Source organism: Pantoea sp. MBD-2R (assembly GCF_039134845.1).
Classification (GTDB): Bacteria; Pseudomonadota; Gammaproteobacteria; order Enterobacterales; family Enterobacteriaceae; genus Erwinia.
The window spans coordinates 955,946-980,744 of the sequence record NZ_CP152417.1 but is presented as its reverse complement, the minus strand read 5'-3'; the positions used below and the strand labels follow the sequence as shown (position 1 = coordinate 980,744).

Annotated in this window: 20 protein-coding genes, 2 tRNA genes and 2 rRNA genes; 8 read left to right on the top strand and 16 right to left on the bottom strand. The window is 53.7% G+C overall.

Features of this window, described 5'->3' with window-relative positions; genetic code table 11:
• Positions 1 to 113: 113 nt before the first annotated feature.
• From AAGQ96_RS04415 to gmhB, 5 genes are all read right to left on the bottom strand, one after another.
• Positions 114 to 3,023, bottom strand: a 23S ribosomal RNA gene (locus AAGQ96_RS04415).
• A gap of 207 nt (positions 3,024 to 3,230) precedes the next feature.
• Positions 3,231 to 3,306: transfer RNA gene (locus AAGQ96_RS04410), tRNA-Ala, on the bottom strand.
• Between the two features lie 151 nt (positions 3,307 to 3,457).
• Positions 3,458 to 3,534, bottom strand: a tRNA-Ile gene (locus tag AAGQ96_RS04405).
• A 74-nt stretch (positions 3,535 to 3,608) separates the two neighbouring features.
• Positions 3,609 to 5,149: ribosomal RNA gene (locus tag AAGQ96_RS04400) — 16S ribosomal RNA — on the bottom strand.
• Together the 16S and 23S rRNA genes with 2 tRNA genes alongside form the textbook arrangement of a ribosomal RNA operon.
• Before the next feature lie 422 nt (positions 5,150 to 5,571).
• A complete protein-coding gene (gene gmhB / locus AAGQ96_RS04395; protein WP_147195457.1) occupies positions 5,572 to 6,132 on the bottom strand; it encodes a D-glycero-beta-D-manno-heptose 1,7-bisphosphate 7-phosphatase in 561 nt (186 codons plus the stop codon).
• 181 nt (positions 6,133 to 6,313) lie between these two features.
• Between gmhB and metN the strand changes: the two genes are divergently transcribed.
• The 6 genes from metN to proS all read left to right on the top strand — a co-directional run bounded on the left by metN (position 6,314) and on the right by proS (position 11,923).
• Entirely contained in the window at positions 6,314 to 7,345 is a 1,032-nt protein-coding gene (gene metN / locus AAGQ96_RS04390; protein ID WP_342754946.1) for a methionine ABC transporter ATP-binding protein MetN, read from the top strand.
• Positions 7,338 to 7,991, top strand: a complete 654-nt coding sequence (locus tag AAGQ96_RS04385) for a methionine ABC transporter permease MetI (protein WP_342754945.1) — start codon at positions 7,338 to 7,340, stop codon at positions 7,989 to 7,991. The genes metN and AAGQ96_RS04385 overlap by 8 nt, the downstream gene beginning before the upstream one ends.
• Positions 7,992 to 8,021: 30 nt before the next feature.
• On the top strand, positions 8,022 to 8,837 hold the full coding sequence (locus AAGQ96_RS04380; RefSeq protein ID WP_147195450.1) for a MetQ/NlpA family lipoprotein: 816 nt from the start codon (positions 8,022 to 8,024) through the stop codon (positions 8,835 to 8,837).
• A 151-nt stretch (positions 8,838 to 8,988) separates the two neighbouring features.
• Positions 8,989 to 9,393, top strand: a complete 405-nt coding sequence (rcsF, locus tag AAGQ96_RS04375) for an Rcs stress response system protein RcsF (RefSeq protein ID WP_342754944.1) — start codon at positions 8,989 to 8,991, stop codon at positions 9,391 to 9,393.
• Positions 9,390 to 10,097: a tRNA (N6-threonylcarbamoyladenosine(37)-N6)-methyltransferase TrmO gene (gene tsaA, locus AAGQ96_RS04370; RefSeq protein WP_342754943.1), complete on the top strand. Its 708-nt coding sequence runs from the start codon at positions 9,390 to 9,392 to the stop codon at positions 10,095 to 10,097. The genes rcsF and tsaA overlap by 4 nt, the downstream gene beginning before the upstream one ends.
• Positions 10,098 to 10,204: 107 nt before the next feature.
• Positions 10,205 to 11,923 carry a proline--tRNA ligase gene (gene proS / locus AAGQ96_RS04365; protein ID WP_342754942.1) on the top strand — a complete coding sequence of 573 codons (1,719 nt, stop codon included), beginning with the start codon at positions 10,205 to 10,207 and terminating at the stop codon, positions 11,921 to 11,923.
• A gap of 121 nt (positions 11,924 to 12,044) precedes the next feature.
• Here the strand turns inward: proS and arfB are convergent, their stop codons facing one another.
• Both arfB and AAGQ96_RS04355 read right to left on the bottom strand, forming a co-directional pair.
• Complete coding sequence (gene arfB, locus AAGQ96_RS04360) at positions 12,045 to 12,467, bottom strand: alternative ribosome rescue aminoacyl-tRNA hydrolase ArfB (RefSeq protein WP_342754941.1); 423 nt, start codon at positions 12,465 to 12,467, stop codon at positions 12,045 to 12,047.
• Complete coding sequence (locus AAGQ96_RS04355; RefSeq protein WP_147195441.1) at positions 12,464 to 13,018, bottom strand: YaeQ family protein; 555 nt, start codon at positions 13,016 to 13,018, stop codon at positions 12,464 to 12,466. Before AAGQ96_RS04355 ends, arfB begins: the two co-directional genes overlap by 4 nt.
• 129 nt (positions 13,019 to 13,147) lie before the next feature.
• On the opposite strand from AAGQ96_RS04355, the gene AAGQ96_RS04350 reads away from it, so the two are divergent.
• Positions 13,148 to 13,345, top strand: a complete 198-nt coding sequence (locus tag AAGQ96_RS04350) for a YaeP family protein (protein WP_147195439.1) — start codon at positions 13,148 to 13,150, stop codon at positions 13,343 to 13,345.
• Entirely contained in the window at positions 13,332 to 13,595 is a 264-nt protein-coding gene (gene rof, locus AAGQ96_RS04345) for a Rho-binding antiterminator (protein ID WP_147195438.1), read from the top strand. Before AAGQ96_RS04350 ends, rof begins: the two co-directional genes overlap by 14 nt.
• A gap of 33 nt (positions 13,596 to 13,628) precedes the next feature.
• On the opposite strand, the gene AAGQ96_RS04340 is transcribed toward rof, so the two are convergent.
• The 9 genes from AAGQ96_RS04340 to lpxB all read right to left on the bottom strand — a co-directional run bounded on the left by AAGQ96_RS04340 (position 13,629) and on the right by lpxB (position 24,796).
• A complete protein-coding gene (locus tag AAGQ96_RS04340) occupies positions 13,629 to 13,940 on the bottom strand; it encodes a cytochrome c (protein ID WP_147195436.1) in 312 nt (103 codons plus the stop codon).
• Positions 13,937 to 15,292, bottom strand: a complete 1,356-nt coding sequence (gene tilS, locus AAGQ96_RS04335) for a tRNA lysidine(34) synthetase TilS (protein ID WP_147195434.1) — start codon at positions 15,290 to 15,292, stop codon at positions 13,937 to 13,939. The genes AAGQ96_RS04340 and tilS overlap by 4 nt, the downstream gene beginning before the upstream one ends.
• A gap of 55 nt (positions 15,293 to 15,347) precedes the next feature.
• Positions 15,348 to 15,737, bottom strand: a complete 390-nt coding sequence (locus AAGQ96_RS04330; protein WP_147195432.1) for a VOC family protein — start codon at positions 15,735 to 15,737, stop codon at positions 15,348 to 15,350.
• A 72-nt stretch (positions 15,738 to 15,809) separates the two neighbouring features.
• Positions 15,810 to 17,945 (bottom strand): lysine decarboxylase LdcC, encoded by a 2,136-nt coding sequence (locus AAGQ96_RS04325; protein WP_147195430.1) that lies wholly within the window; start codon positions 17,943 to 17,945, stop codon positions 15,810 to 15,812.
• Positions 17,946 to 18,143: 198 nt separating this feature from the next.
• Entirely contained in the window at positions 18,144 to 18,329 is a 186-nt protein-coding gene (locus AAGQ96_RS04320) for a YegP family protein (protein ID WP_147195428.1), read from the bottom strand.
• A 220-nt stretch (positions 18,330 to 18,549) separates the two neighbouring features.
• Positions 18,550 to 19,509, bottom strand: a complete 960-nt coding sequence (gene accA / locus AAGQ96_RS04315; protein ID WP_147195426.1) for an acetyl-CoA carboxylase carboxyl transferase subunit alpha — start codon at positions 19,507 to 19,509, stop codon at positions 18,550 to 18,552.
• Positions 19,510 to 19,521: 12 nt separating this feature from the next.
• Positions 19,522 to 23,004, bottom strand: a complete 3,483-nt coding sequence (gene dnaE, locus AAGQ96_RS04310; protein ID WP_147195424.1) for a DNA polymerase III subunit alpha — start codon at positions 23,002 to 23,004, stop codon at positions 19,522 to 19,524.
• A gap of 32 nt (positions 23,005 to 23,036) precedes the next feature.
• Positions 23,037 to 23,657, bottom strand: coding sequence for a ribonuclease HII (rnhB, locus tag AAGQ96_RS04305; RefSeq protein WP_147195422.1), 621 nt, complete (start codon positions 23,655 to 23,657; stop codon positions 23,037 to 23,039).
• On the bottom strand, positions 23,654 to 24,796 hold the full coding sequence (gene lpxB / locus AAGQ96_RS04300; protein WP_342754939.1) for a lipid-A-disaccharide synthase: 1,143 nt from the start codon (positions 24,794 to 24,796) through the stop codon (positions 23,654 to 23,656). Before lpxB ends, rnhB begins: the two co-directional genes overlap by 4 nt.
• Between the last annotated feature and the right edge of the window lie 3 nt (positions 24,797 to 24,799).

Below are 24,799 nucleotides of genomic sequence, written 5' to 3'. Positions count from 1 at the left end.
CCACAAAGCAAAATCCCACGGACCTGGGTCCGCAGAACAGATAAATCTTTATCCGGTTAACAAGCTGAAAATCTTTGCGTCTCTCAACGCTACCAGAACGCTTCTGGCGTTGTAAGGTTAAGCCTCACGGGTCATTAGTACCGGTTAGCTCAACGCATCGCTGCGCTTACACACCCGGCCTATCAACGTCGTAGTCTTCAACGTCCCTTCAGGTGGCTTAAAGCCACAGGGAGAACTCATCTCGAGGCAAGTTTCGCGCTTAGATGCTTTCAGCGCTTATCTTTTCCGCACTTAGCTACCGGGCAGTGCCATTGGCATGACAACCCGAACACCAGTGGTGCGTTCACTCCGGTCCTCTCGTACTAGGAGCAACCCCTCTCAATTCTCCAGCGCCCACGGCAGATAGGGACCGAACTGTCTCACGACGTTCTAAACCCAGCTCGCGTACCACTTTAAACGGCGAACAGCCGTACCCTTGGGACCTACTTCAGCCCCAGGATGTGATGAGCCGACATCGAGGTGCCAAACACCGCCGTCGATATGAACTCTTGGGCGGTATCAGCCTGTTATCCCCGGAGTACCTTTTATCCGTTGAGCGATGGCCCTTCCATTCAGAACCACCGGATCACTATGACCTGCTTTCGCACCTGCTCGAGCCGTCACTCTCGCAGTCAAGCCAGCTTATGCCATTGCACTAACCTCACGATGTCCGACCGTGATTAGCTGACCTTCGTGCTCCTCCGTTACTCTTTGGGAGGAGACCGCCCCAGTCAAACTACCCACCAGACACTGTCCCCACGCCGGATCACGGCGCCAGGTTAGAACATCAAACGTTAAAGGGTGGTATTTCAAGGTTGGCTCCACGCAGACTGGCGTCCACGCTTCAAAGCCTCCCACCTATCCTACACATCAAGGCTCAATGTTCAGTGTCAAGCTGTAGTAAAGGTTCACGGGGTCTTTCCGTCTTGCCGCGGGTACACTGCATCTTCACAGCGAGTTCAATTTCACTGAGTCTCGGGTGGAGACAGCCTGGCCATCATTACGCCATTCGTGCAGGTCGGAACTTACCCGACAAGGAATTTCGCTACCTTAGGACCGTTATAGTTACGGCCGCCGTTTACCGGGGCTTCGATCAAGAGCTTCTCCTTGCGGATAACCCCATCAATTAACCTTCCGGCACCGGGCAGGCGTCACACCGTATACGTCCACTTTCGTGTTTGCACAGTGCTGTGTTTTTAATAAACAGTTGCAGCCAGCTGGTATCTTCGACTGGCTTCAGCTCCGGGAGCAAGTCCCTTCACCTACGCGCCAGCGTGCCTTCTCCCGAAGTTACGGCACCATTTTGCCTAGTTCCTTCACCCGAGTTCTCTCAAGCGCCTTGGTATTCTCTACCTGACCACCTGTGTCGGTTTGGGGTACGATTCTGTGTTACCTGATGCTTAGAGGCTTTTCCTGGAAGCAGGGCATTTGTTACTTCAGCACCGTAGTGCCTCGTCATCACGCCTCAGCCTTAAAGAGTTCCGGATTTGCCTGGAACTCAAGCCTACACGCTTAAACCGGGACAACCGTCGCCCGGCCAACATAGCCTTCTCCGTCCCCCCTTCGCAGTAACACCGAGTACAGGAATATTAACCTGTTTCCCATCGACTACGCCTTTCGGCCTCGCCTTAGGGGTCGACTCACCCTGCCCCGATTAACGTTGGACAGGAACCCTTGGTCTTCCGGCGAGCGGGCTTTTCACCCGCTTTATCGTTACTTATGTCAGCATTCGCACTTCTGATACCTCCAGCAGACCTCACAGTCCACCTTCGACGGCTTACAGAACGCTCCCCTACCCAACAACACCTAAGTGTCGCTGCCGCAGCTTCGGTGCATGGTTTAGCCCCGTTACATCTTCCGCGCAGGCCGACTCGACCAGTGAGCTATTACGCTTTCTTTAAATGATGGCTGCTTCTAAGCCAACATCCTGGCTGTCTGTGCCTTCCCACATCGTTTCCCACTTAACCATGACTTTGGGACCTTAGCTGGCGGTCTGGGTTGTTTCCCTCTTCACGACGGACGTTAGCACCCGCCGTGTGTCTCCCGTGATAACATTCTTCGGTATTCGCAGTTTGCATCGGGTTGGTAAGCCGGGATGGCCCCCTAGCCGAAACAGTGCTCTACCCCCGAAGATGAGTTCACGAGGCGCTACCTAAATAGCTTTCGGGGAGAACCAGCTATCTCCCGGTTTGATTGGCCTTTCACCCCCAGCCACAAGTCATCCGCTAATTTTTCAACATTAGTCGGTTCGGTCCTCCAGTTAGTGTTACCCAACCTTCAACCTGCCCATGGCTAGATCACCGGGTTTCGGGTCTATACCCTGCAACTTAACGCCCAGTTAAGACTCGGTTTCCCTGCGGCTCCCCTATACGGTTAACCTTGCTACAGAATATAAGTCGCTGACCCATTATACAAAAGGTACGCAGTCACCCTGATAAATCAAGGCTCCCACTGCTTGTACGTACACGGTTTCAGGTTCTGTTTCACTCCCCTCGCCGGGGTTCTTTTCGCCTTTCCCTCACGGTACTGGTTCACTATCGGTCAGTCAGGAGTATTTAGCCTTGGAGGATGGTCCCCCCATATTCAGACAGGATATCACGTGTCCCGCCCTACTCATCGAACTCACAGTAAGTGCATTTTTGTGTACGGGAGTATCACCCTGTACCCTGCGACTTTCCAGACGCTTCCACTAATGCACAAACTGATTCAGGTTCTGGGCTGTTCCCCGTTCGCTCGCCGCTACTGGGGGAATCTCGGTTGATTTCTTTTCCTCTGGGTACTTAGATGTTTCAGTTCCCCAGGTTCGCCTCGCAACACTATGTATTCATGTTGCGATGATGCACCGTAGTGCACCGGGTTTCCCCATTCGGGTATCGTCGGTTGTTGCGGTTCATATCACCTTACCGACGCTTATCGCAGATTAGCACGCCCTTCATCGCCTCTGACTGCCAGGGCATCCACCGTGTACGCTTAGTCACTTAACCTCACAACCCACAAGCGTCCCGAAAGACACATTGCTGTTGTAAGCATTTGAGAGACTCGAACACATCGTTTCGTTTATCCTTATTACGGAGGATAAACACGACGTGTCGTTTCAATTTTCAGCTTGTTCCGGATTGTTAAAGAGCAAATATCTCAAACGTGACTCACCCTGCGGTAAAATCAGTTTTGAGATAGTTCAGTAAACTGCATGGTGGAGCTAAGCGGGATCGAACCGCTGACCTCCTGCGTGCAAGGCAGGCGCTCTCCCAGCTGAGCTATAGCCCCATACAGTTACTGCAGAGACCATCTACTACCACTCACCAGGAGTCACATTTCCACTTTCGTGAACATGTTAATTTCTTCTCAGGCAAGGCATGTGAGAGGGAAGTTTATGCTTATAAACGACCGAACACATAACGCAGCATGAGATGAAATTTGGTAGGCCTGAGTGGACTTGAACCACCGACCTCACCCTTATCAGGGGTGCGCTCTAACCACCTGAGCTACAAGCCTGTAGAGGTTTTTTCTGCTCGTTACTTTTCTATCAGACAATCTGTGTGAGCACTGCGCGGGAAGGTATCTTCAGGTAAGGAGGTGATCCAACCGCAGGTTCCCCTACGGTTACCTTGTTACGACTTCACCCCAGTCATGAATCACAAAGTGGTAAGCGCCCTCCCGAAGGTTAAGCTACCTACTTCTTTTGCAACCCACTCCCATGGTGTGACGGGCGGTGTGTACAAGGCCCGGGAACGTATTCACCGTGGCATTCTGATCCACGATTACTAGCGATTCCGACTTCACGGAGTCGAGTTGCAGACTCCGATCCGGACTACGACGCACTTTATGAGGTCCGCTTGCTCTCGCGAGGTCGCTTCTCTTTGTATGCGCCATTGTAGCACGTGTGTAGCCCTACTCGTAAGGGCCATGATGACTTGACGTCATCCCCACCTTCCTCCGGTTTATCACCGGCAGTCTCCTTTGAGTTCCCACCATTACGTGCTGGCAACAAAGGATAAGGGTTGCGCTCGTTGCGGGACTTAACCCAACATTTCACAACACGAGCTGACGACAGCCATGCAGCACCTGTCTCACGGTTCCCGAAGGCACTAAGGCATCTCTGCCAAATTCCGTGGATGTCAAGAGTAGGTAAGGTTCTTCGCGTTGCATCGAATTAAACCACATGCTCCACCGCTTGTGCGGGCCCCCGTCAATTCATTTGAGTTTTAACCTTGCGGCCGTACTCCCCAGGCGGTCGACTTAACGCGTTAGCTCCGGAAGCCACTCCTCAAGGGAACAACCTCCAAGTCGACATCGTTTACGGCGTGGACTACCAGGGTATCTAATCCTGTTTGCTCCCCACGCTTTCGCACCTGAGCGTCAGTCTTTGTCCAGGGGGCCGCCTTCGCCACCGGTATTCCTCCAGATCTCTACGCATTTCACCGCTACACCTGGAATTCTACCCCCCTCTACAAGACTCTAGCCTGCCAGTTTCAAATGCAGTTCCCAGGTTAAGCCCGGGGATTTCACATCTGACTTGACAGACCGCCTGCGTGCGCTTTACGCCCAGTAATTCCGATTAACGCTTGCACCCTCCGTATTACCGCGGCTGCTGGCACGGAGTTAGCCGGTGCTTCTTCTGCGGGTAACGTCAATTGCTGAGGTTATTAACCTCAACACCTTCCTCCCCGCTGAAAGTACTTTACAACCCGAAGGCCTTCTTCATACACGCGGCATGGCTGCATCAGGCTTGCGCCCATTGTGCAATATTCCCCACTGCTGCCTCCCGTAGGAGTCTGGACCGTGTCTCAGTTCCAGTGTGGCTGGTCATCCTCTCAGACCAGCTAGGGATCGTCGCCTAGGTGAGCCATTACCCCACCTACTAGCTAATCCCATCTGGGTTCATCTGACAGCGAGAGGCCCGAAGGTCCCCCTCTTTGCTCTTGCGAGGTTATGCGGTATTAGCTACCGTTTCCAGTAGTTATCCCCCTCTGTCAGGCAGATCCCCAGACATTACTCACCCGTCCGCCACTCGTCACCCAAGAGCAAGCTCTCTGTGCTACCGTTCGACTTGCATGTGTTAGGCCTGCCGCCAGCGTTCAATCTGAGCCATGATCAAACTCTTCAATTAAAAGTTCGATTTGCTGCAACGAGTGCAGCGATGCTCAAGTGTAAAACGTCATAATGAATTTTCATTATGTGTTCACTCTTAAGACTTGATATTTTTTGACACCCGAAGGTGTCTGATATCAATCCTGCGAGTGCCCACACAGATTGTCTGATAAATTGTTAAAGAGCGTTGCGAACAGTGCCTTAGCTTCCTGTCGCGAGGTGGCGTATATTACGCTTTCCTCCTTCAGAGTCAACTTCTTTTTGGGAAGTTTTTCTCCGGCGATTCAGCTTCCTGAACCTCCTGAACCGGCGGGCTGTAAGCCGTTGTGCCGTCTCAGTGGTTGCGCATTATAGGGAGTTCTCGCCGGCTGACAACCCCTAATTTGCACAAAAGTGAACTTTTCTTCTCGTTCGCTTTAAAAATGCACGCAACGCTGCTTTTTAGCGCTGTTTAATACGTGAAGGCAGGTCAGCAAGGCTATCTATCACCCAATCTGCTGCATTTTCACCCTCTTCCGTTACCGGCTTACCGCTACGTACTAATACCTTTATACCTACACCAGCCGCTTTACCTGCCAGCATGTCATCAATTTTGTCGCCTACCATATAAGAAGCCGCCATATCGATGTTCAGTTCTTTCTGCGCCGACAGTAACATGCCAGGCTGAGGCTTACGGCAATCACACTCCTGTCGATACTCTTCTACTATTGCTTCTGGATGATGCGGACAGTAATAGATGCCGTCCAGATCGATCTCACGATCGGCCAGCGACCAGTCCATCCACTCGGTAAGGTGCATAAAGGTATCCTCAGTAAAGATACCGCGAGCGATGCCGGACTGGTTGGTGACCATCACTAATGCATAACCCATCTTCTTCAGTTCGCGCATTGCGTCGATGACACCATCGATAAACTGAAAGTTGTCGCTCTCATGCACATAGCCATGATCAACGTTAATCGTGCCATCACGATCGAGAAATATTGCTGGGATTTTGTCTGTCACGTAGAAACTCCTGCTACTCATGTTGCTTCAGAGTATCGCATGATTGCGCCATGAGAGAGAATGGCAGATTGAACGTCTTTGATTGATTCAGACGTCTGGATGCCTTACCATCCACTCGCATCCGGCCCGGGTCGGGATGCACTAAAATTTACGCCACGGATAACCCCATCACGATAATAAAATGATAAAACTTACAAACATCACCAAAGTGTTCCAGCAGGGCACTCGCACTATTACAGCGCTGTCAGACGTCAGCCTGCATGTGCCAGCCGGACAAATTTATGGCGTCATCGGTTCATCGGGTGCGGGTAAAAGTACGCTTATCCGCTGCGTTAACCTTCTTGAGCGCCCGACTTCCGGCAGCGTGCTGGTTGATAATCAGGATTTGACCACGCTTTCTGAGAGCCAGCTCACTCAGGCTCGCCGCCAAATCGGCATGATTTTCCAACATTTTAACTTGTTAAATTCCCGTACCGTTGCGGGCAACGTCGCCCTGCCTCTTGAGCTGGGCAAGCTGTCGCGTTCTGAGATCAATACGCGCGTAAACGAGCTGTTGGAACTGGTTGGGCTGGCTGATAAGCACGACGCCTGGCCTGCCAACCTTTCTGGCGGTCAAAAACAGCGTGTGGCTATCGCCCGTGCGCTGGCAACCAACCCTAAAGTGCTGCTTTGTGATGAAGCCACCAGCGCGCTCGATCCTGCGACTACCCGGGCTATCCTTGAGCTGTTGAAAGATATCAACCGTCGCCTGGGCATTACTATTCTGCTTATCACCCATGAGATGGATGTGGTGAAACGCATCTGCGATCAGGTCGCGGTAATCAGCAATGGTCAGTTAATAGAGAAGGATACGGTGAGTGAAGTCTTCTCCCACCCTAAAACCCCTCTGGCTCAGCAGTTTATTCAGTCCACTCTGCATCTGGATATTCCCGATGACTATGCTGAACGTTTGTCAGCGGTGGCCAAAGCGGATAGCGTTCCTTTATTAAGGCTGGAATTTACCGGGCAGTCGGTAGACGCGCCGCTTCTCTCTGAAGCAGCCCGTCGTTTCGACGTGAATAACAATATTATCAGCGCTCAGATGGATTATGCCGGTGGCGTGAAGTTCGGCATTATGCTGACTGAGATGCACGGCGCAGACGCGGATACACAAGCAGCAATCGGTTTTCTGCAAGAGCATCATGTAAAGGTAGAGGTGTTAGGTTATGTCTGAGGCAATGATTCTTCTACTCTGCCGTGGCGTATGGGAAACGCTGGTGATGACGTTCGTCTCTGGCTTTTTCGGTTTTGTTATTGGCCTGCCCCTTGGCGTCCTTTTATATGTCACCCGCCCGGGGCAGATCATTGAAAACCGTGCGCTGTATCGCTTTTTATCGGCCGTCGTCAATATCTTCCGCGCCATTCCGTTTATCATTTTACTGGTGTGGATGATTCCATTCACCCGCATGATTGTAGGAACGTCAATTGGCTTGCAGGCCGCTATCGTGCCGCTGACCATTGGAGCCGCGCCCTTTATTGCCCGTATGGTAGAAAACACGCTGCTGGAACTGCCCGCAGGATTGATTGAAGCTTCACGAGCAATGGGCGCGACGCCTTTGCAGATCGTTAAGAAAGTGCTGCTGCCTGAAGCGCTTCCAGGCCTGATTAACGCAGCGACGATTACGCTCATCACGCTGGTCGGCTATTCAGCAATGGGCGGCGCAGTCGGTGCTGGCGGTCTGGGTCAGATTGGTATTCAGTATGGCTATATTGGTTATAACGCGACGGTAATGAATACGGTATTGGTCCTGTTAGTCGTTTTAGTCTATTTGATTCAGTTCTTTGGCGACCGCATTGTCCGTGCAGTCACACATAAATAAACGTTCGTTCGAACAGATTAAGGAAGGGATATGTCTTTTAATTTTAAAACGTTTGCCGCTGTGGGCGCGCTGATTGGTACTTTGGCGCTGGTTGGTTGCGATCAGAAAGCGAAGGATCCAAACCATATTAAAGTGGGCGTCATTGTCGGTGCCGAGCAGCAGGTTGCTGAAGTGGCTAAGCAAGTTGCTAAAGACAAATACGGTCTGGACGTTGAGCTGGTGACCTTTAACGATTACGTGCTGCCTAACGAAGCGTTAAGCAAGGGCGATATTGATGTTAACGCTTTCCAGCACAAGCCTTACCTGGATCAACAGATCAAGGATCGCGGTTACAAGCTGGTTTCCGTAGGCAATACCTTTGTCTATCCGATTGCCGGTTACTCAAAGAAAATCAAATCACTGGATGAGTTACAAAACGGTGCTCAGGTCGCGATTCCAAACGACCCAACCAACCTGGGGCGCTCACTGCTGCTGCTGCAAAAAGTCGGTCTGATCAAGCTGAAAGATGGCGTTGGTCTGCTGCCAACCTCGCTGGATGTGGTAGAGAATCCGAAAAACATCAAGCTGGTTGAGCTGGAAGCACCACAGCTGCCACGTTCTCTGGACGATGAAAAAATTGCGCTGGCGGTGATCAACACCACCTATGCGAGCCAGATCAACCTGACGCCAGCGAAAGATGGCATCTTTGTGGAAGATAAAGATTCACCTTACGTGAATATGCTTGTGGCGCGTGAAGACAACAAAGATGCTGAAAACGTGAAGAAATTCGTTCAGGCGTATCAGTCCGATGAAGTCAGTAATGCCGCAAACAAGATTTTCAACGGCGGTGCAGTTAAGGGGTGGTAATCCACCTGCGGTAACGCCTTATCGGCCGATACCGTTGCTAACTTCCTCAACAAAGCAGGCATTTGCCTGCTTTGTTCATTTCTAAGCGCTTGTTATTTATCCCCGGGCTTGCTTCAATAACGCCACTTTTACCGATCATAAGGACGTCCCCATGCGTGTTGTACCGCTCTGTTTGTTAGCCCTTTCGCTGACAGGGTGTTCGTTGCTGCATAAACCGTATAAGCCCGTTGAGCCTTTCAAGCCGGCTGCGCAAACTGAACCCGTGCGAGCCAAGCCTGCACCACGCCCTGCTCCGGTAAAACTTTATACTGATACCAACGATCTGCTAAGCAAACCCTTCCGCGATCTTGGCGAAGTGTATGGCGAAGATTGCCAGGTGAGCAGACAAAGTTCACCGCCAAATATCAATACTGCGCGCAAGAGAATGCAGATCCGTGCCGCAAATATGAAGGCTAACGCGGTGTTACTGCATCAGTGCGAAATTGTCAGTAACTCGCAGGGCTGTTATCGCCAGGCCGTCTGTCAGGGTTCCGCGCTGAAAGTGACCGGCCAATGAGTTCCTTTTCCTTCCAGCAAATCGGCACTATCCGTTCCCCCTGGAAGGAGAAGTTTGCCGTTCCACGCCAGCCAGGCCTGATTCAGGATGGCGGCGGCGAACTGCATCTTCAGCCTCCTTATAATCAACCTGAAGCCGTTCGGGGCCTGGAAGCGTTCAGCCATTTATGGCTGATGTTTGTCTTTCATCAAACGATGGACGGCGGCTGGCGTCCAACCGTGCGGCCCCCGCGACTCGGCGGCAACACGCGCATGGGTGTTTTCGCAACCCGGTCGACCTTCCGCCCGAACCCTGTCGGCATGTCCCTGGTTGAGCTGACCGGCATCCGCACTGAAAAAGGGGGCGTTATACTTGAGCTGGGGAGTTTAGATCTGGTTGATGGCACGCCCGTCATCGATATTAAACCCTATCTGCCCTTTGCCGAAGCCATACCGGATGCGCGAGCAGGCTTTGCTCAGCAGGCTCCCGACGCGCTGATGCCGGTCACTTTTTCGCCGCTGGCACAGCAGCAGATGGCGCAGCATCAACAGCAGTATCCGCATCTGGCCCGGTTTATTACTCAGGTTCTTGCGCAGGATCCGCGTCCGGCCTACCGCAAAGGCGAAGAACCCGAGCGTGAATATGCTGCCTGGCTACTGGATTTCAACGTGCGCTGGTGCGTGAATGCCAGCGGAACGCTGGTGACGGCAATCGACAATCGTTAATTTCTGTCCCGGCATCTTTTGAGACTCTGAACACGCTGGTACACTAGCCGCCAGCAATTTTTTGCCTGGCTTAATGTAAGCGTTTTGCTTAACTGGAATCGTAACTCATGCGTACTACTCAATATCTGCTCTCCACTCAGAAGGAGACGCCTGCCGACGCCGAAGTCATCAGCCACCAGCTGATGCTGCGCGCCGGGATGATCCGTAAACTGGCCTCCGGTCTGTACACCTGGCTACCCACTGGCCTGCGCGTACTGAAAAAAGTTGAAAACATCGTGCGTGAAGAGATGACCAACGCCGGTGCAATCGAGATTTCCATGCCGGTAGTGCAGCCTGCCGATCTGTGGCAGGAAAGCGGACGCTGGGAGCAGTATGGCCCTGAACTGCTGCGTATTACCGATCGCGGCGACCGTCCTTTTGTGTTAGGTCCCACGCACGAAGAAGTGGTCACCGACCTGATCCGTAACGAGCTGAGTTCTTACAAGCAGCTGCCGCTGAACGTTTTCCAGATCCAGACGAAATTCCGTGACGAAGTTCGCCCTCGCTTTGGCGTTATGCGTTCACGTGAGTTCATCATGAAGGATGCCTACTCGTTCCACACCTCGCAGGAATCTCTGCAGGCGACTTATGATGATATGTACCGCGCCTACAGCCAGTGCTTTAACCGTATGGGCCTGGATTTCCGTGCTGTTCAGGCCGATACCGGCTCAATCGGCGGCAGCGCATCTCATGAGTTCCAGGTGCTGGCACAGAGCGGTGAAGATGACATCATCTTCTCTACCGAATCTGACTACGCGGCCAATATGGAGCTGGCAGAAGCGGTTGCACCAGCGGGCGTGCGTGCCGATGCGACTCAGCCAATGAGCGAAATCGATACGCCGAACGCCAAAACCATCGCGGCGCTGGTCGAGCAGTTCAAACTGCCGATTGAAAAAACCGTTAAAACGCTGCTGGTTAAAGCGACCGAAGAGAGCGGCCATTCACTGGTTGCCCTGGTGGTTCGTGGCGATCACGCGTTGAACGAAGTGAAAGCTGAAAAAATCGATATCGTTGCTGCGCCACTGACTTTTGCGACCGAAGAAGAGATCCGTGCCGCACTGGGCGCGGGTCCTGGCTCTCTGGGCCCGGTTGGTCTGGCGCTGCCCGTGGTGGTTGATCGTACCGTTGCCGCCATGAGCGATTTCTGCGCGGGCGCGAACAAAGACGACAAGCATCTCATCAACATCAACTGGCAGCGCGATCTGCCGCTACCGCGCGTGGCCGATATTCGCAACGTTGTGGAAGGCGACGCCAGCCCGGATGGTAAAGGTACGCTGCTGATCAAACGCGGTATCGAAGTGGGACATATCTTCCAGCTCGGCACCAAGTATTCCGAAGCGATGAAAGCCTCGGTTCAGGGTGAAGATGGCCGCAATCAGACGCTGACGATGGGCTGCTACGGAATTGGTATCACCCGTATCGTGGCCGCAGCAATCGAGCAGAACCATGACGACCGCGGTATTATCTGGCCTGACGCGCTGGCACCGTTCCAGGTTGCCATCCTGCCGATGAATATGCACAAATCTTTCCGCGTGAAAGAGCTGGCAGAAGCGCTGTATGAACAGCTGCGTGCTAAAGGGATTGAGGTCATTCTGGACGATCGTAAAGAGCGCCCAGGCGTGATGTTTGCCGATATGGAATTGATTGGCGTGCCGCACACCATCGTAATCGGCGATCGTAACCTCGACAGCGAAGAGATTGAGTACAAATCTCGTCGCGCAGGTGAAAAACGCATGATTAAAACCGGTGAAATCCTCGATTTCCTGGTAAGCGAAATCAAAGGTTAACGCCAGGGCGGCGGACGAAGTCCGCCGCTGCTTTAACGTTCTGATGTGGCGAGTCACATCCGCTGGTTCAGCATGAGCCTTCCCTGCCTGTTTCCTTACACCCGAACCGACCGCCGGCAGATTAGTCCTGCACGCCCCGCATTTTCCCCCGCATCGCCTTGGTCGATGCCTTGCGCGCTTTCCCTTCCAGACGCCGTTTTTTCGAGGCCAGCGTTGGCCGTGTGGCCCGTCGGGTTTTCTCCACCACCGTCAGTTCCTGAATCAGATTTTCCAGCCGCTTTAGCGCCGCTTCGCGATTCATTTCCTGACTACGGTATTCCTGCGCTTTGATAATCACTATCCCTTCCGGGGTGATCAAATGATGGCTGGCGGCGAGCAAACGCTCTTTGTAAAATTCCGGCAGGCTTGAGGCACGGATATCAAACCTGAGATGGATCGCCGTAGAGCTTTTATTAACGTTTTGACCGCCATTTCCCTGCGCTCTGATCGCCGTAATTTCCAGCTCGCTGTCCTGAATGGTGGCATTGCGTGACAGCACAATCATGCCAGCTTGCCGTTAATCAGCCAGTCGGTAAAGCGCAGCTCAATATGGTTCTGCTCATCAGAGAGCCAAAGCGTACCGTCCTGCATGGTTGCCTGTAGATTCATCGAGCGCGAAGCCAGCTGCGTCAATGCTTTCAGCTGCTCGTCATCAATGAAGCGTACGGTCAGGTTATCCTGCTGGGCCAGTTTATTTTGATTCTGCTGCCACCAGATTTGCGCGGCACGCGCGTTATAACAGTAGAGATAAACGCTGGCGGAGCGGTTGCAGGCTTTTTTGACCCGACGTTCGTCCGGCAGGCCAAGCTCCACCCAGACTTCAATACCGTTATGGTCGTTCATCAGCCAGATTTCCGGCTCGTCTTCCGCGCTTAAGCCACGAGTGAAGACCAGACGTTCATGCGCATTAACCAGCCACGCCACCAGCCGCAGCATCAGCCGCTCTTCCGTTTCGGAAGGATGACGAGCCAGCGTCAGATTGCTGTCGATAAACACATTTCTGTCCATATCGGCAACGTTCACCGTTGCTTTATAGATGGTCGCTTTGAGTGCCATAGAGATCCTTAAAATTATCGGCGGTCATTGTAACCTGTTGACACAGCAAATCACCCTTCGACAAGCTGATTTCACGCAAAATCCTGTGTTATAGTCGTTAAATCGCCAAAGAAAACGCTTGAGGTGCATGTGGATTACTGTGAATTAGTTCGCCGCAAGTATGCCGAAATCGGCAGCGGTGACCTGGGATACGTGCCGGACGCAATAGCCTGCGTTTTGAAAGTATTGAACGAGGTAGCCGCAAATCCTGAGCTACACTCTTCAATCAGGGAACAGGCAGCTTACGCTGCTGCAAACTTATTGGTGAGCGATTATGTTGACGAATGAAGCCTACAAACCGATCAACTGCGATGATTACGACAACCTGGAACTCGCCTGTCAAAAACAGTGGACGCTGGCGCTGGCGCTGAAAAACGGCGAGCAGCTGAAAGCACGGGCGCTGGATATGGTGTCACGCAAAAACGTGGAGTATCTGGCTGTCGATCTGTCCGGTGAAACGCGCGAACTCCGCCTGGACCATATAGCCAGCTTCACCCATCCCGAGTTGGGTACTGTCGTTGTCAGCGAATCTGATTGACCGTCATGGGCGGAAGCAATTCCGCCCCTTATCTCACTTCAGGCTGGCATAGTAAGCCGACAAATCCGCCATATCTTCATCGCTTAATCCTGCTACAAAGGCATTCATTACGGCCGCCTGACCCGCGCTGCGCTCCCCTTTTTTATAAGCATGTAATGCCTGTTCCAGATAGGCAGCATTCTGCCCGGCCAGATTGGGATAAAGCCCAACCGATGCTTTACCTTCCTTACCATGACATCCCTGACAGCTTGCGGCTTTCTGTTGGCCAGCCTGCACATTGCCCTCTGCCAGTACCGGCAGACTTATTACCGCCAGCAGTAGCAGCGGCCCTGTTATATATTTCATGACGCTTGCTCGTTATGTTGCCAGCAAACTTGCCAGCAAGGTTGTTCAGAAGGATCGCCTTCACGGGTAACGAAGACGCCCAGTGCGGCGATCAGGCGATCGCCATAAAAAATAAGTGGCGTACGCTCACGCAGCCATGGCGGAACACCCAGTTCCTGCCAGAGTTTTTTGAGCGGCCGGCTGCCGACACGGCCAACAATATGCAATTTTCCCTGCGCCTGAAAGCGGATACTGACGGTTTCTCCGGCAACAGGTGCTCGAATCGTATCTGTACAGACAGGCTCATTACGCGTTGTTGTCCGATCGCCAGCGCTTTTATCCCAACGAACCAGCTTGCCCATCTGCGCAGGCAACGCCAGCGAGGTTTCCGACAAAGGCCAGTCGATGATTTTATCGCGCACCGGCTCGGTTATTGCCAGCCAGTAGAGCCGCTGGCGAAAACGACGCACCTCAACGTTGCCAAGCTGCAAACGCGGCTCCGCATCTTCACGGCTACAGGCAACTTCCCGCCAGATCCGCGAGAGCGCATCTTTTGCTGGCATCAGCCCCTGATGGTGCCTGACCCAGCGACGCAGCAGTGCACCTCGCCTCGCTTCACTCATCTTTTCCAGCGGCGCAATGGCCAGCGCGCCCCGATCGTCCAGCAGCTCGGCCAGCGACTCGGCCAGCAGCTCATCCAGCAGTTGCTCCTGCTCGCCACAAAGCGCGGCGCTACGGGAAACGGCCTGGGAGAAGTGCGGCCAGCGCAGGCTCAGCTGTGGAATAATTGTCTGGCGCAGGAAATTACGGTCGTAACGCGTGTCCTGATTGCTGTCGTCCTCGATCCACCGCAAAGCGTATTCCGCGGCCCAGCTTTCCAGCTGGTGCCGGGTTTGCGAAAGCAAGGGCCGCAGATGCTGATATGTTCCCGACCGGGCGACCGACGGCATGCCCGCCAGGCCCGCCGGACCGCTTCCCCTTTTTAACGCCAGCAGCAGAGTTTCGCACTGATCGTCCAGATGCTGGGCAGTCACCAGGCTTTCGCCATCCTGCAAATGGCAGCGAAATGCCTGGTAGCGAGCCTCTCTGGCTGCCGCTTCGATACCTTTTTTGCGTCCGTCCACGCTGACTCTGAGCACGGTAAGAGGAACCTGCCATTCGGCGCACTGTTGCTGACAGTGGGCAACCCAACTCTCCGCCAGCGGATTCAGGCCATGGTGGATATGAATTGCCCGCAGATGCAGGCGCGGATCGGACTGGCGCAAGCAGACCAGCTGATGCAGCAATACGCTGGAGTCCAGCCCGCCGCTGTAGGCTACCAGCAGGCGTTTCTGCCCGACAAGATGCTGTTGAAGATGAAGCAGTGACATGATCGTTCCACGGCTGAGGCGATCCGGCCATCATCGGCCGGATCGGTAAGGCGCTATTTTACGCCTGATAGAGCTCCAGCGGCAAACCATCCGGATCAAAGAAGAAGGTAAAGCGCTTGTCCGTTACCGGATCGACGCGAATGGCTTCGCAAACCACACCTTTCTCTTCCAGATGCGCTTTAGCGGCATCAATATCGGCGACGCTAAACGCCAGATGACGCAGGCCACAGGCTTCAGGATTGTTTGTCCGGGCGGGCGGAAACGGAAAGGAAAACAGCTCAATGGTGTACTGGCCGTTCAGTGCCAGATCGCCTTTCCATGAATCCCGCTGTTCCCGATACACTTCGCCCATCAGCGTAAAGCCCAGAACGTCGCAGTAAAACGCCTTACTGGTCTCATAGCGGCTGGCAATAATAGCGATGTGGTGAACCTGCTTAATACCTAACATGGTGATTCCTCAATGATTGCTTCCCTGCGCTACCTTACGCAGAGTCGCCGTCGCCGACAATAGCAGAAGGAACTACGCTTTTAGAACGCGCACCAGATATTGCCCTTCTTCGGTCAGTTTCGCGCCGTGGATATCGGTTTCAAAGCCGGGATAATGTCGGCCAATGGTGCAGAGCATCAGCAGGAAATCCAATACCGCGCGGCTCTCTTCGGTAATCATCTCACCAGGCATGACCACCGGAACACCCGGCGGATAAGGCAGGATCATATTGGCTGAAACCCGCCCAACCAGCTCGCTGATATCGACCGTTTCCACATTGCCTTTCACCTGCTGCTGGAACATCTGGTGCGGCGTCATTTTCATTTCAGGCAGGGTGTCGAAAGCCTGTAACATCAGTCGTGGCAGATCGTGTTGACGGATCAGCGTATGGATCCCCTGCGCCAGCGTCTGAATACGCATGTTGCGATAAAAATCGGGATCTTCCGCGTAGAGATCCGGCAGCATGTTTTTTACCCGCAGATTCAGATCGTAAGAACGCTTAAACTCAGTCAGCCCGCGCAGCACGCTCATTGCTTTCGTTTTATCGATGCCGATACTAAACAGAAAAAGCAGGTTATAAGGCCCGGTCTTTTCGACCACGATGCCGCGTTCATCCAGATATTTCGCCACCAGCGCAGCCGGAATTCCCTCTTCGCTCATCATCCCCTGCTCGCTCATACCCGGCGTCAGAATGGTGACTTTAATGGGATCCAGATACATATGATCGGCATCGGCATCGGCGAACCCATGCCACTCCTCGCCAGGCTGGATCGGCCAGCATTCAGGATCTTCAACACCTTCCGGCTGCCAGATATCAAAGAACCACCCTTCCGACTCTTCCCGCAGACGCTGAACTTCCCGGCGGAAATGCAGTGCGCGTTCTACAGAACGATTTATCAGGCGTTTGCCCGGATTCCCCCGCAGCATCGCCGCCGCCGTTTCAATCGACGCCACGATGGAGTAGTTGGGCGAAGTTGTCGTGTGCATCATGTAGGCCTCATTAAAGGTTTGCTCGTCGTAATCGCCTTTAATGTGGATCAGTGAAGCCTGGGAGAAGGCCGCCAAAAGTTTGTGCGTCGACTGCGTTTCGTAGATGACCTTACCCGGCGTGCGCTCACCGCTCATGCCGCTGAGGCCGTTATAAATTGGGTGAAAATTGGTATACGGCACCCAGGCTGAATCAAAATGGATTGAGGGAACGGGCAGCGTCTCTTTGATGTACTGCGTGTTATAGAGCAAGCCATCGTAAGTCGAGTTGGTGATCACCGCATGCACCGGCCAGCTGGCGCGTTCGGTTTGGGCAACCTTGAGCGAGATACTCTCTTCTGTGAATTCCCGCTTCGGGATACCACCGAGTATGCCAAGCGCGTTACGGGTCGGCTTAAGCCAAATCGGGATGATATCGCTCATCATCAGTAAGTGCGTGAGTGACTTATGACAGTTGCGGTCGATCAGTACCGTGCTTCCCGCCGCTGCGGCATACATTCCCACAATTTTATTCGAAGTGGACGTGCCGTTTGTGACCATGTAGCTCTGTTCCGCGCCAAAGGTGCGCGCCACATACTCTTCAGCTTCAAGATGCGGGCCGGTGTGATCCAGTAGCGAACCCAGCTCCGTTACGGAGATGGAAACGTCTGCTTTAAGCGTATTCGCCCCATAAAAGTCGTAAAACAGGCTGCCCACCGGGCTTTTCTGAAAGGCGGTGCCGGCCATATGTCCTGGCGTACAGAAGGTGTATTTACCTTCTTTGACATAGCTGAACAACGCTTTAGTCAGCGGCGGCGTAATGGTATCGATGTATTCATCGGTGTACTGACGGATGCGCTGGGCGATATCATCGGCGGCCGCCAGAGCATATTCAAAGAACCAGATTGCCATGCGCATCTCGTTGATGCTGACATCCATGGTGGAATGGGTGTTAATAAAGGCGTAGAGCGGCAGGTACTCGTTCAGCTGATTAATTTCGCTGCACAGATCCAGGCTGTATTCATCCCAGTCAAAAACGACGCCGCAAATGCGAGGGTTATGTTCAATTAACTTCAGCAGATCGTTGGCATCTTTTGGGTAGATGGTCTGGAATCCCTGGCTGCGGAGCGCGCCATCCAGTTCACGGATGGGTTCATCCTTATAGAAAGCGTTCTGCGGCCCCATGATCGCGATGATATTCAATACTGACTCCTGGTAAAATTACGGCAAGGAGTAAGCATAGCGAATAATGCCGCTTCGCCGGGAAAAATTCGGGATCGGTGGCTGTACGGCCAGGTCAAAACCTGCCCTGAAGGTCGTCACCGGTAAAGTGTATCTCATTCGGAGCACCGTGGATCCTTACCGGGGAGCAAGAGGCGGAGGTACCCCGCCTCGCTTTACTTAGGTCTTATCTCTTACGTCTTGTGAAGGCGCATTGGAACGAACCGATTTTATTCCGTTCTCCGCGCCTTGTTTGCTGGCATACATCTCGCTGGTGGCGATGATTTCGTGATTACTGGCTACCAGCACAAAATACCAGGGCTGATCCGTTAGCTTCGTTGATTTCCGTATTTCGTAATGTCCCATACCTGTTCCTTTTAACAAAAGCGTACCCCATCCGGGCACGCTGTTATCAAAAACGGCATCGGCATGTTGAGCAAGAAAAAATGTCCGGAAATTTGATCTGTCTGGCTTTTTACAGATCGACAGGCAATAAAAAAGGCGGATTTCGCCAGGTCATTCACCAGTGGACTTACATCCTGTAGTGAAACACCCAACAAAATCCGCCTTACGGCGTACGAGAAACTTAAGCGTAGCCGTAGCTCATCAGACGCTGATAACGACGATCCAGCAACTCTTCTTTGGTCAGCACATCCAGCTCGGCCAGATCGGCCAGCAGCTGCGCTTTCATCGATTCACCAATTGCCAGCGGGTTGCGATGCGCGCCGCCCAGTGGCTCAGGGATCACCGTATCAATCAGTTTCAGCTCTTTCAGACGAGGAGCAATGATGCCCATCGCTTCGGCAGCCAGCGGTGCTTTATCAGCGCTTTTCCACAGAATCGACGCACAGCCTTCCGGTGAAATCACCGAGTAGGTGCTGTACTGCAGCATGTTCACTTTATCGCCCACGCCGATAGCCAGCGCGCCGCCGGAGCCGCCTTCACCGATAACGGTACAGATGACCGGCACGGTCAGGCCAGACATCTCACGCAGGTTGCGTGCGATAGCCTCGCTTTGTCCGCGCTCTTCCGCGCCCACGCCTGGATAAGCACCCGGCGTATCGATAAAGGTGATGATCGGCATGTTAAAACGCTCGGCCATTTCCATCAGACGCAGTGCCTTACGGTAGCCTTCTGGTGCTGGCATACCGAAGTTACGACGAATTTTTTCTTTGGTTTCGCGACCCTTCTGATGACCAATGATCATCACCGGGCGACCTTCCAGACGAGCGATACCGCCAACAATGGCTTTATCATCTGCATAGGCGCGATCGCCTGCCAGCTCGTCAAAATCGGTAAACACGTTGCGGACATAGTCCAGCGTATAGGGACGCAAAGGATGACGCGCCAGCTGGGCGATCTGCCATGCACCTAAATCGGCGAAGATCTTCCGCGTCAGCTCTACGCTTTTTTCGCGCAGACGCTGAATCTCTTCATCCAGATTAATATCCAGTTTTTCATCCTGACGGCCAACCGACTTCAGCGAATCAATTTTCGCTTCAAGTTCTGCGATTGGCTGTTCGAAATCCAGGTAATTAAGACTCATAATATTCCTGTTTTAGTCAAACTCCAGTTCCACCTGCTCCGACCCTATCAGCGATCGCAATTCATTTAATAAACGATCGCTGGGTGATACGCGCCACGCTGCACCGAAGCGCAACTTCGCCCGCGCATCTTCTCTCTGATAATAGAGATGTACCGGAATAGTCCCCGAACGATAAGGTTCCAGGGATTGACGGAGACGGTTTAAAAGCTGGTCATCAATTTGCCTGTCCGTCAGCGAGATAGCAAGCCCGCGTGCATATTTTTCGCGAGCTTCATCAATGTCCATCACATCGCGAGCGGTCATTTTAAGGCCGCCGCTGAAGTCATCGAAGCTGACCTGTCCGCTGACGATCAGGATACGGTCTTTTTCCAGCAAATGCTGGAACTTGTCTAATGCATCTGTGAATAACATGACTTCCAGACGACCGGAACGGTCGTCCAGCGTACAGATACCAATCCGGTTACCGCGTTTTGTTACCATCACGCGGGCCGCCACCACCAGACCAACAGCCATGGTCATTTTGCCACGTTCGGTCGGGTGCATGTCTTTCAGGCGCATTCCTCCAACATAGCGCTCGATCTCTTTCAGATACTGATTGATCGGGTGCCCGGTTAAGTAAAGCCCTAATGTTTCTCTTTCGCCATCAAGCTGGATTTGTTCCGGCCAGCGGGGTACGTCAGCGTAAGATTGTTCAATCTGCTCAGGCGCTTCCGCCAGCACGCCGAACATATCGGCCTGCCCGATCGCTTCCGCTTTGGCATGCTGATCGGCCGCTTTTAGCGCATCGTTTAGCGCACTCATTAACGCAGCGCGATGAGGCCCCAGCCGGTCAAAGGCGCCCGACATAATCAGCTTTTCCAGCACGCGACGGTTAAGCTTTTTGGTCTCGGTGCGGGCACAGAGATCGAACAGCTCGCGGAAATAGCCGTCTTTATTACGTGCCTCCAGGATGGCCTCGATCGGACCTTCGCCCACGCCTTTGATTGCGCCAATACCGTAAACGATTTCGCCATCATCATTGACGTGGAACGGATAAAGGCCCGAGTTAATATCTGGCGGCAGTACTTTCAGTCCCATCCGCCAGCATTCATCAACCAGCCCCACCACTTTTTCGGTGTTATCCATATCGGCCGTCATTACTGCCGCCATGAATTCGGCCGGATAGTGCGCTTTCAGCCACAGCGTCTGGTAAGAAACCAGCGCATAAGCGGCCGAGTGCGATTTGTTAAAGCCGTAACCGGCGAATTTCTCCACCAGGTCGAAGATTTTGATCGCCAGCTCGCCGTCAACGCCGCGCGATTTCGCCCCGTCTTCAAAGCCGCCGCGCTGCTTGGCCATCTCAACCGGGTTCTTTTTACCCATTGCACGACGCAGCATATCCGCGCCGCCCAGGCTGTAACCCGCCAGCACCTGGGCTATCTGCATAACCTGTTCCTGGTACAGGATGATGCCATAGGTCGGTTCCAGCACCGGCTTCAGGGACTCGTGCTGCCACTGAATATCCGGATAAGAGATCGCTTCACGGCCGTGCTTACGGTCAATGAAGTTATCTACCATGCCCGACTGCAACGGCCCCGGACGGAACAATGCCACCAGTGCGATCATATCTTCAAAGCAGTCCGGCTTCAGACGCTTAATCAGATCCTTCATGCCGCGCGATTCAAGCTGGAATACCGCCGTCGTTTCGGAGCGCTGTAGCATATCGAAACTTTTTTTATCGTCCAGCGGAATCGCAGCAATATCGATTGGCGCTTCGCCCTGCCTTTTGCGGCGGGCGTTAATCATTTCCAGTGCCCAGTCGATGATGGTCAGCGTACGCAGGCCGAGGAAGTCGAACTTCACCAGTCCGGCGTATTCCACGTCGTTCTTGTCGAACTGGGTTACCGGATGGTTGCCGTTTTCGTCGCAATAGAGCGGGGCAAAATCGGTGATCTGCGTTGGCGCGATAACCACGCCGCCAGCGTGCTTGCCGGCGTTACGCGTGACGCCTTCCAGCTTGCGCGCCATATCGATCAGCGCTTTAACTTCTTCGTCCGCTTCGTAAATTTCAGGCAGCTGCGGCTCAGCGGCGAAGGCTTTTTCCAGCGTCATGCCGGGATCGGGCGGAACCAGCTTGGAGATGCGATCGACAAAACCATACGGATGACCCAGCACACGGCCTACGTCGCGGATAACCGCTTTCGCCGCCATCGTACCGAAGGTGATAATCTGCGAAACCGCTTTTCGGCCATACATCTCGGCCACGTGTTCAATCACCAGGTCGCGCTTTTCCATACAGAAATCGACGTCGAAGTCGGGCATGGATACACGTTCCGGGTTAAGGAAACGTTCGAACAGCAGGTCAAACTCCAGCGGATCGAGGTCGGTGATTTTCAGCGCGTAGGCCACCAGCGAACCGGCACCTGAGCCACGTCCCGGCCCCACCGGCACGTCGTTATCCTTCGACCACTGGATGAACTCCATCACGATCAGGAAGTAGCCAGGGAAGCCCATCTGGTTGATAACATTAAGTTCGATATCCAGACGTTCATCATACTCAGGCCGCTTTTGCAGGCGGACTTCTGGATCGGGAAACAAAAATTCGAGACGCTCTTCCAGCCCTTCCTTCGATTTCATCACCAGGAAGTCTTCCGTGGTCATTTCCCCGGTTGGGAACTGCGGCAGGAAGTATTCGCCAAGACGAATGGTCACGTTACAGCGCTTAGCAATCTCTACGCTGTTAGCCAGCGCTTCGGGGATGTCTGAGAACAGCTCACACATCTCTTCCTCGGTGCGCAGATATTGCTGAGGACTGTAAAGGCGCGGACGTTTTGGATCGTCCAGCGTAAAGCCATCGTGAATGGCTACGCGGATTTCGTGCGCGTCGAAGTCGCTCTCTTCAAGGAAGCAAACCTCATTGGTCGCCACGACCGGGATGCCTTGAGCGACAGCCAGCTCAACGGCAGCATGCAGCCAGCTCTCTTCATCCGGCCGCCCGGTGCGGATAAGTTCCAGATAGTAGCGATCCGGGAAATACTGCTGGTAAAAGCCCAGGCACTCCGCTACCTGCGCATGGTTGCCGCGCAGCTGCATCTGGCCGACATCACCCCGGCGCCCACCGGAAAGCAGGATCAAACCTTCATTCAGCTCAATCAGCCAGTCTCTGTCGATAACCGGGCCAGCCGGGCCGTAACCACGCTGGTAAGAGCGGGAAATCAGCAGAGTCAGATTCTGATAGCCCGTATTGTCGGCTGCGAGAATGGTGAGCTGCGACAGCTCATCGCCCATTGCCTCACTGGCAACGTTGAAATCAGCACCGATAATCGGCTTAACGCCCTGCCCATGTGCCGCACCATAAAACTTCACCAGCCCGCAAAGATTGGTGAAGTCGGTAATGGCAATCGCAGGCATTCCCAGCGACGCCGCTTTTTTCACCAACGGAGCAGTTTTGGCTAGTCCATCTACCATGGAGTAGTCGCTGTGTACGCGTAAATGAATAAAACGAGGCTCGGCCATCTCTGATTCCGCTTAAGGCTGAAGGATAAAAACTAAGGTTGGGTTGCTGCCGCCGCGATGACGTCAGCATCCAGTAGCGCATTGCGTACGGGCGCAAAGCTGCGGCGATGATGCACCGTCGCACCATGCTTCGCCAGCTTCTCCATATGCAGCGCGGTTGGATAACCTTTATGCTGCGCGAAACCGTATTCCGGGAACAACAGATCCAGCTCGGCCATTTCGCGATCGCGTGTCACTTTCGCAATAATTGAGGCGGCGCTGATCTCAGCTACCAGGCTATCGCCTTTAACTACCGCCTGTGAAGGCATTGGCAGAGCCGGACAGCGATTACCATCAATCAATACGAAGTCGGGCGTAAGCGCCAGGCCGGCCACCGCACGCTGCATTGCCAGCATGGTGGCATGCAGGATGTTTAGCCGATCGATCTCTTCCGGCTCGGCACGCCCCAGGCTCCAGCTCAGGGCTTTCTCTTTGATTTCATCAAATAGCGCCAGGCGGCGCTTTTCTGACAATTTTTTAGAGTCTGCCAGACCGATAATCGGCCTTGCCGGATCGAGGATCACCGCAGCAGTCACTACGGCACCCACCAGCGGGCCGCGACCCACTTCGTCCACGCCTGCTATAAGGGTAGCCTGAGGATAGATAAAACTCATTCACACAACTCCAGTACGGCGGCAGCGGCCTGCTCATCCGCGTTCCAGCGGATTTGATGATGTAATTCAGTGAAGGTCGCCAGCAGCCGATCGCGGGGTTCCCCTTGCGCCAGCAAAGGTTCCAGCGCCGCCGCCAGTAACGCCGGCTGACACTCATCCTGCAACAGCTCTTTAACCAGTTCGCGGCCGGCCAGCAAATTCGGTAGCGAAACGTAATCGGTTTTCACCAGCCGCTTCGCCAGCCAGAAAGTAAACGGCTTCATGCGATAGCCGACCACCATCGGGCATTTTGCCAGCATACACTCCAGCGCTGCCGTGCCTGAGGCCAGCAGCGCTGCATCGCTGGCAATCATCGCGGCGCGGCCTTTGCCATCCAGCAGGTGCATCGGCAAATCAGGCGCGACTTCCGCTTTAATCTTCTCGAACTGCTCACGACGACGTGGATTAACCAGCGGCACGACGATCTCAAGATCGGGCCACTTTTTCCGCAACAGCGCTGCCGTTCGCAGAAAATCACCGCTCAGCATTTCCACTTCCGCACTGCGGCTGCCGGGCAATAACGCCAGGCACGGAATGCCGTCGGCGATACCCAGCTCCTGACGCGCGGCACGCTTGTCGGGCTCAATGGGCATGCTGTCCGCCATGGTATGGCCGATAAAGCGACAGGGAACGTTAAAACGATCGTAAAACGCTTTTTCAAACGGCAGGAATGCCAGCACCAGATCGGTAGCACGACCAATTTTGAATACGCGCTTCTGGCGCCACGCCCAGACGGAAGGACTGACATAGTGAATGGTACGGATACCACGCTGCTTCAGTCTTCCCTCAAGGGTAATATTGAAATCGGGGGCATCGATGCCGACAAACACATCCGGCTTCAGCTCGCTGAACCGACGTGTCAAATCGCGACGGATTTTTAACAGGCGCGGCAGACGCTCCAACACTTCCACCACGCCCATGACCGCCAGCTCTTCCATCTCATACCAGGCTTCGCAGCCTTCTGCCTGCATCAGCGGTCCCGCGACGCCAACAAAACGCGTGTCGGGATGCTTTTCCCTGAGCGCACGAATAAGACCGGCACCAAGAATATCGCCGGAGGTTTCTCCGGCGACCAGGGCTATCGTTAATGGCTGCGGCATGAG

Bases quoted from the DNA above. Each gene is read 5' to 3' on its own strand.
- metN (WP_342754946.1), top strand. From the start codon at position 6,314: ATGATAAAACTTACAAACATCACCAAAGTGTTCCAGCAGGGCACTCGC.
- AAGQ96_RS04385 (WP_342754945.1), top strand. From the start codon at position 7,338: ATGTCTGAGGCAATGATTCTTCTACTCTGCCGTGGCGTATGGGAAACG.
- AAGQ96_RS04380 (WP_147195450.1), top strand. From the start codon at position 8,022: ATGTCTTTTAATTTTAAAACGTTTGCCGCTGTGGGCGCGCTGATTGGT.
- rcsF (WP_342754944.1), top strand. From the start codon at position 8,989: ATGCGTGTTGTACCGCTCTGTTTGTTAGCCCTTTCGCTGACAGGGTGT.
- tsaA (WP_342754943.1), top strand. From the start codon at position 9,390: ATGAGTTCCTTTTCCTTCCAGCAAATCGGCACTATCCGTTCCCCCTGG.
- proS (WP_342754942.1), top strand. From the start codon at position 10,205: ATGCGTACTACTCAATATCTGCTCTCCACTCAGAAGGAGACGCCTGCC.
- arfB (WP_342754941.1), bottom strand. From the start codon at position 12,467: ATGATTGTGCTGTCACGCAATGCCACCATTCAGGACAGCGAGCTGGAA.
- AAGQ96_RS04355 (WP_147195441.1), bottom strand. From the start codon at position 13,018: ATGGCACTCAAAGCGACCATCTATAAAGCAACGGTGAACGTTGCCGAT.
- rof (WP_147195438.1), top strand. From the start codon at position 13,332: ATGTTGACGAATGAAGCCTACAAACCGATCAACTGCGATGATTACGAC.
- AAGQ96_RS04340 (WP_147195436.1), bottom strand. From the start codon at position 13,940: ATGAAATATATAACAGGGCCGCTGCTACTGCTGGCGGTAATAAGTCTG.
- AAGQ96_RS04330 (WP_147195432.1), bottom strand. From the start codon at position 15,737: ATGTTAGGTATTAAGCAGGTTCACCACATCGCTATTATTGCCAGCCGC.
- AAGQ96_RS04320 (WP_147195428.1), bottom strand. From the start codon at position 18,329: ATGGGACATTACGAAATACGGAAATCAACGAAGCTAACGGATCAGCCC.
- accA (WP_147195426.1), bottom strand. From the start codon at position 19,509: ATGAGTCTTAATTACCTGGATTTCGAACAGCCAATCGCAGAACTTGAA.
- dnaE (WP_147195424.1), bottom strand. From the start codon at position 23,004: ATGGCCGAGCCTCGTTTTATTCATTTACGCGTACACAGCGACTACTCC.
- rnhB (WP_147195422.1), bottom strand. From the start codon at position 23,657: ATGAGTTTTATCTATCCTCAGGCTACCCTTATAGCAGGCGTGGACGAA.
- lpxB (WP_342754939.1), bottom strand. From the start codon at position 24,796: ATGCCGCAGCCATTAACGATAGCCCTGGTCGCCGGAGAAACCTCCGGC.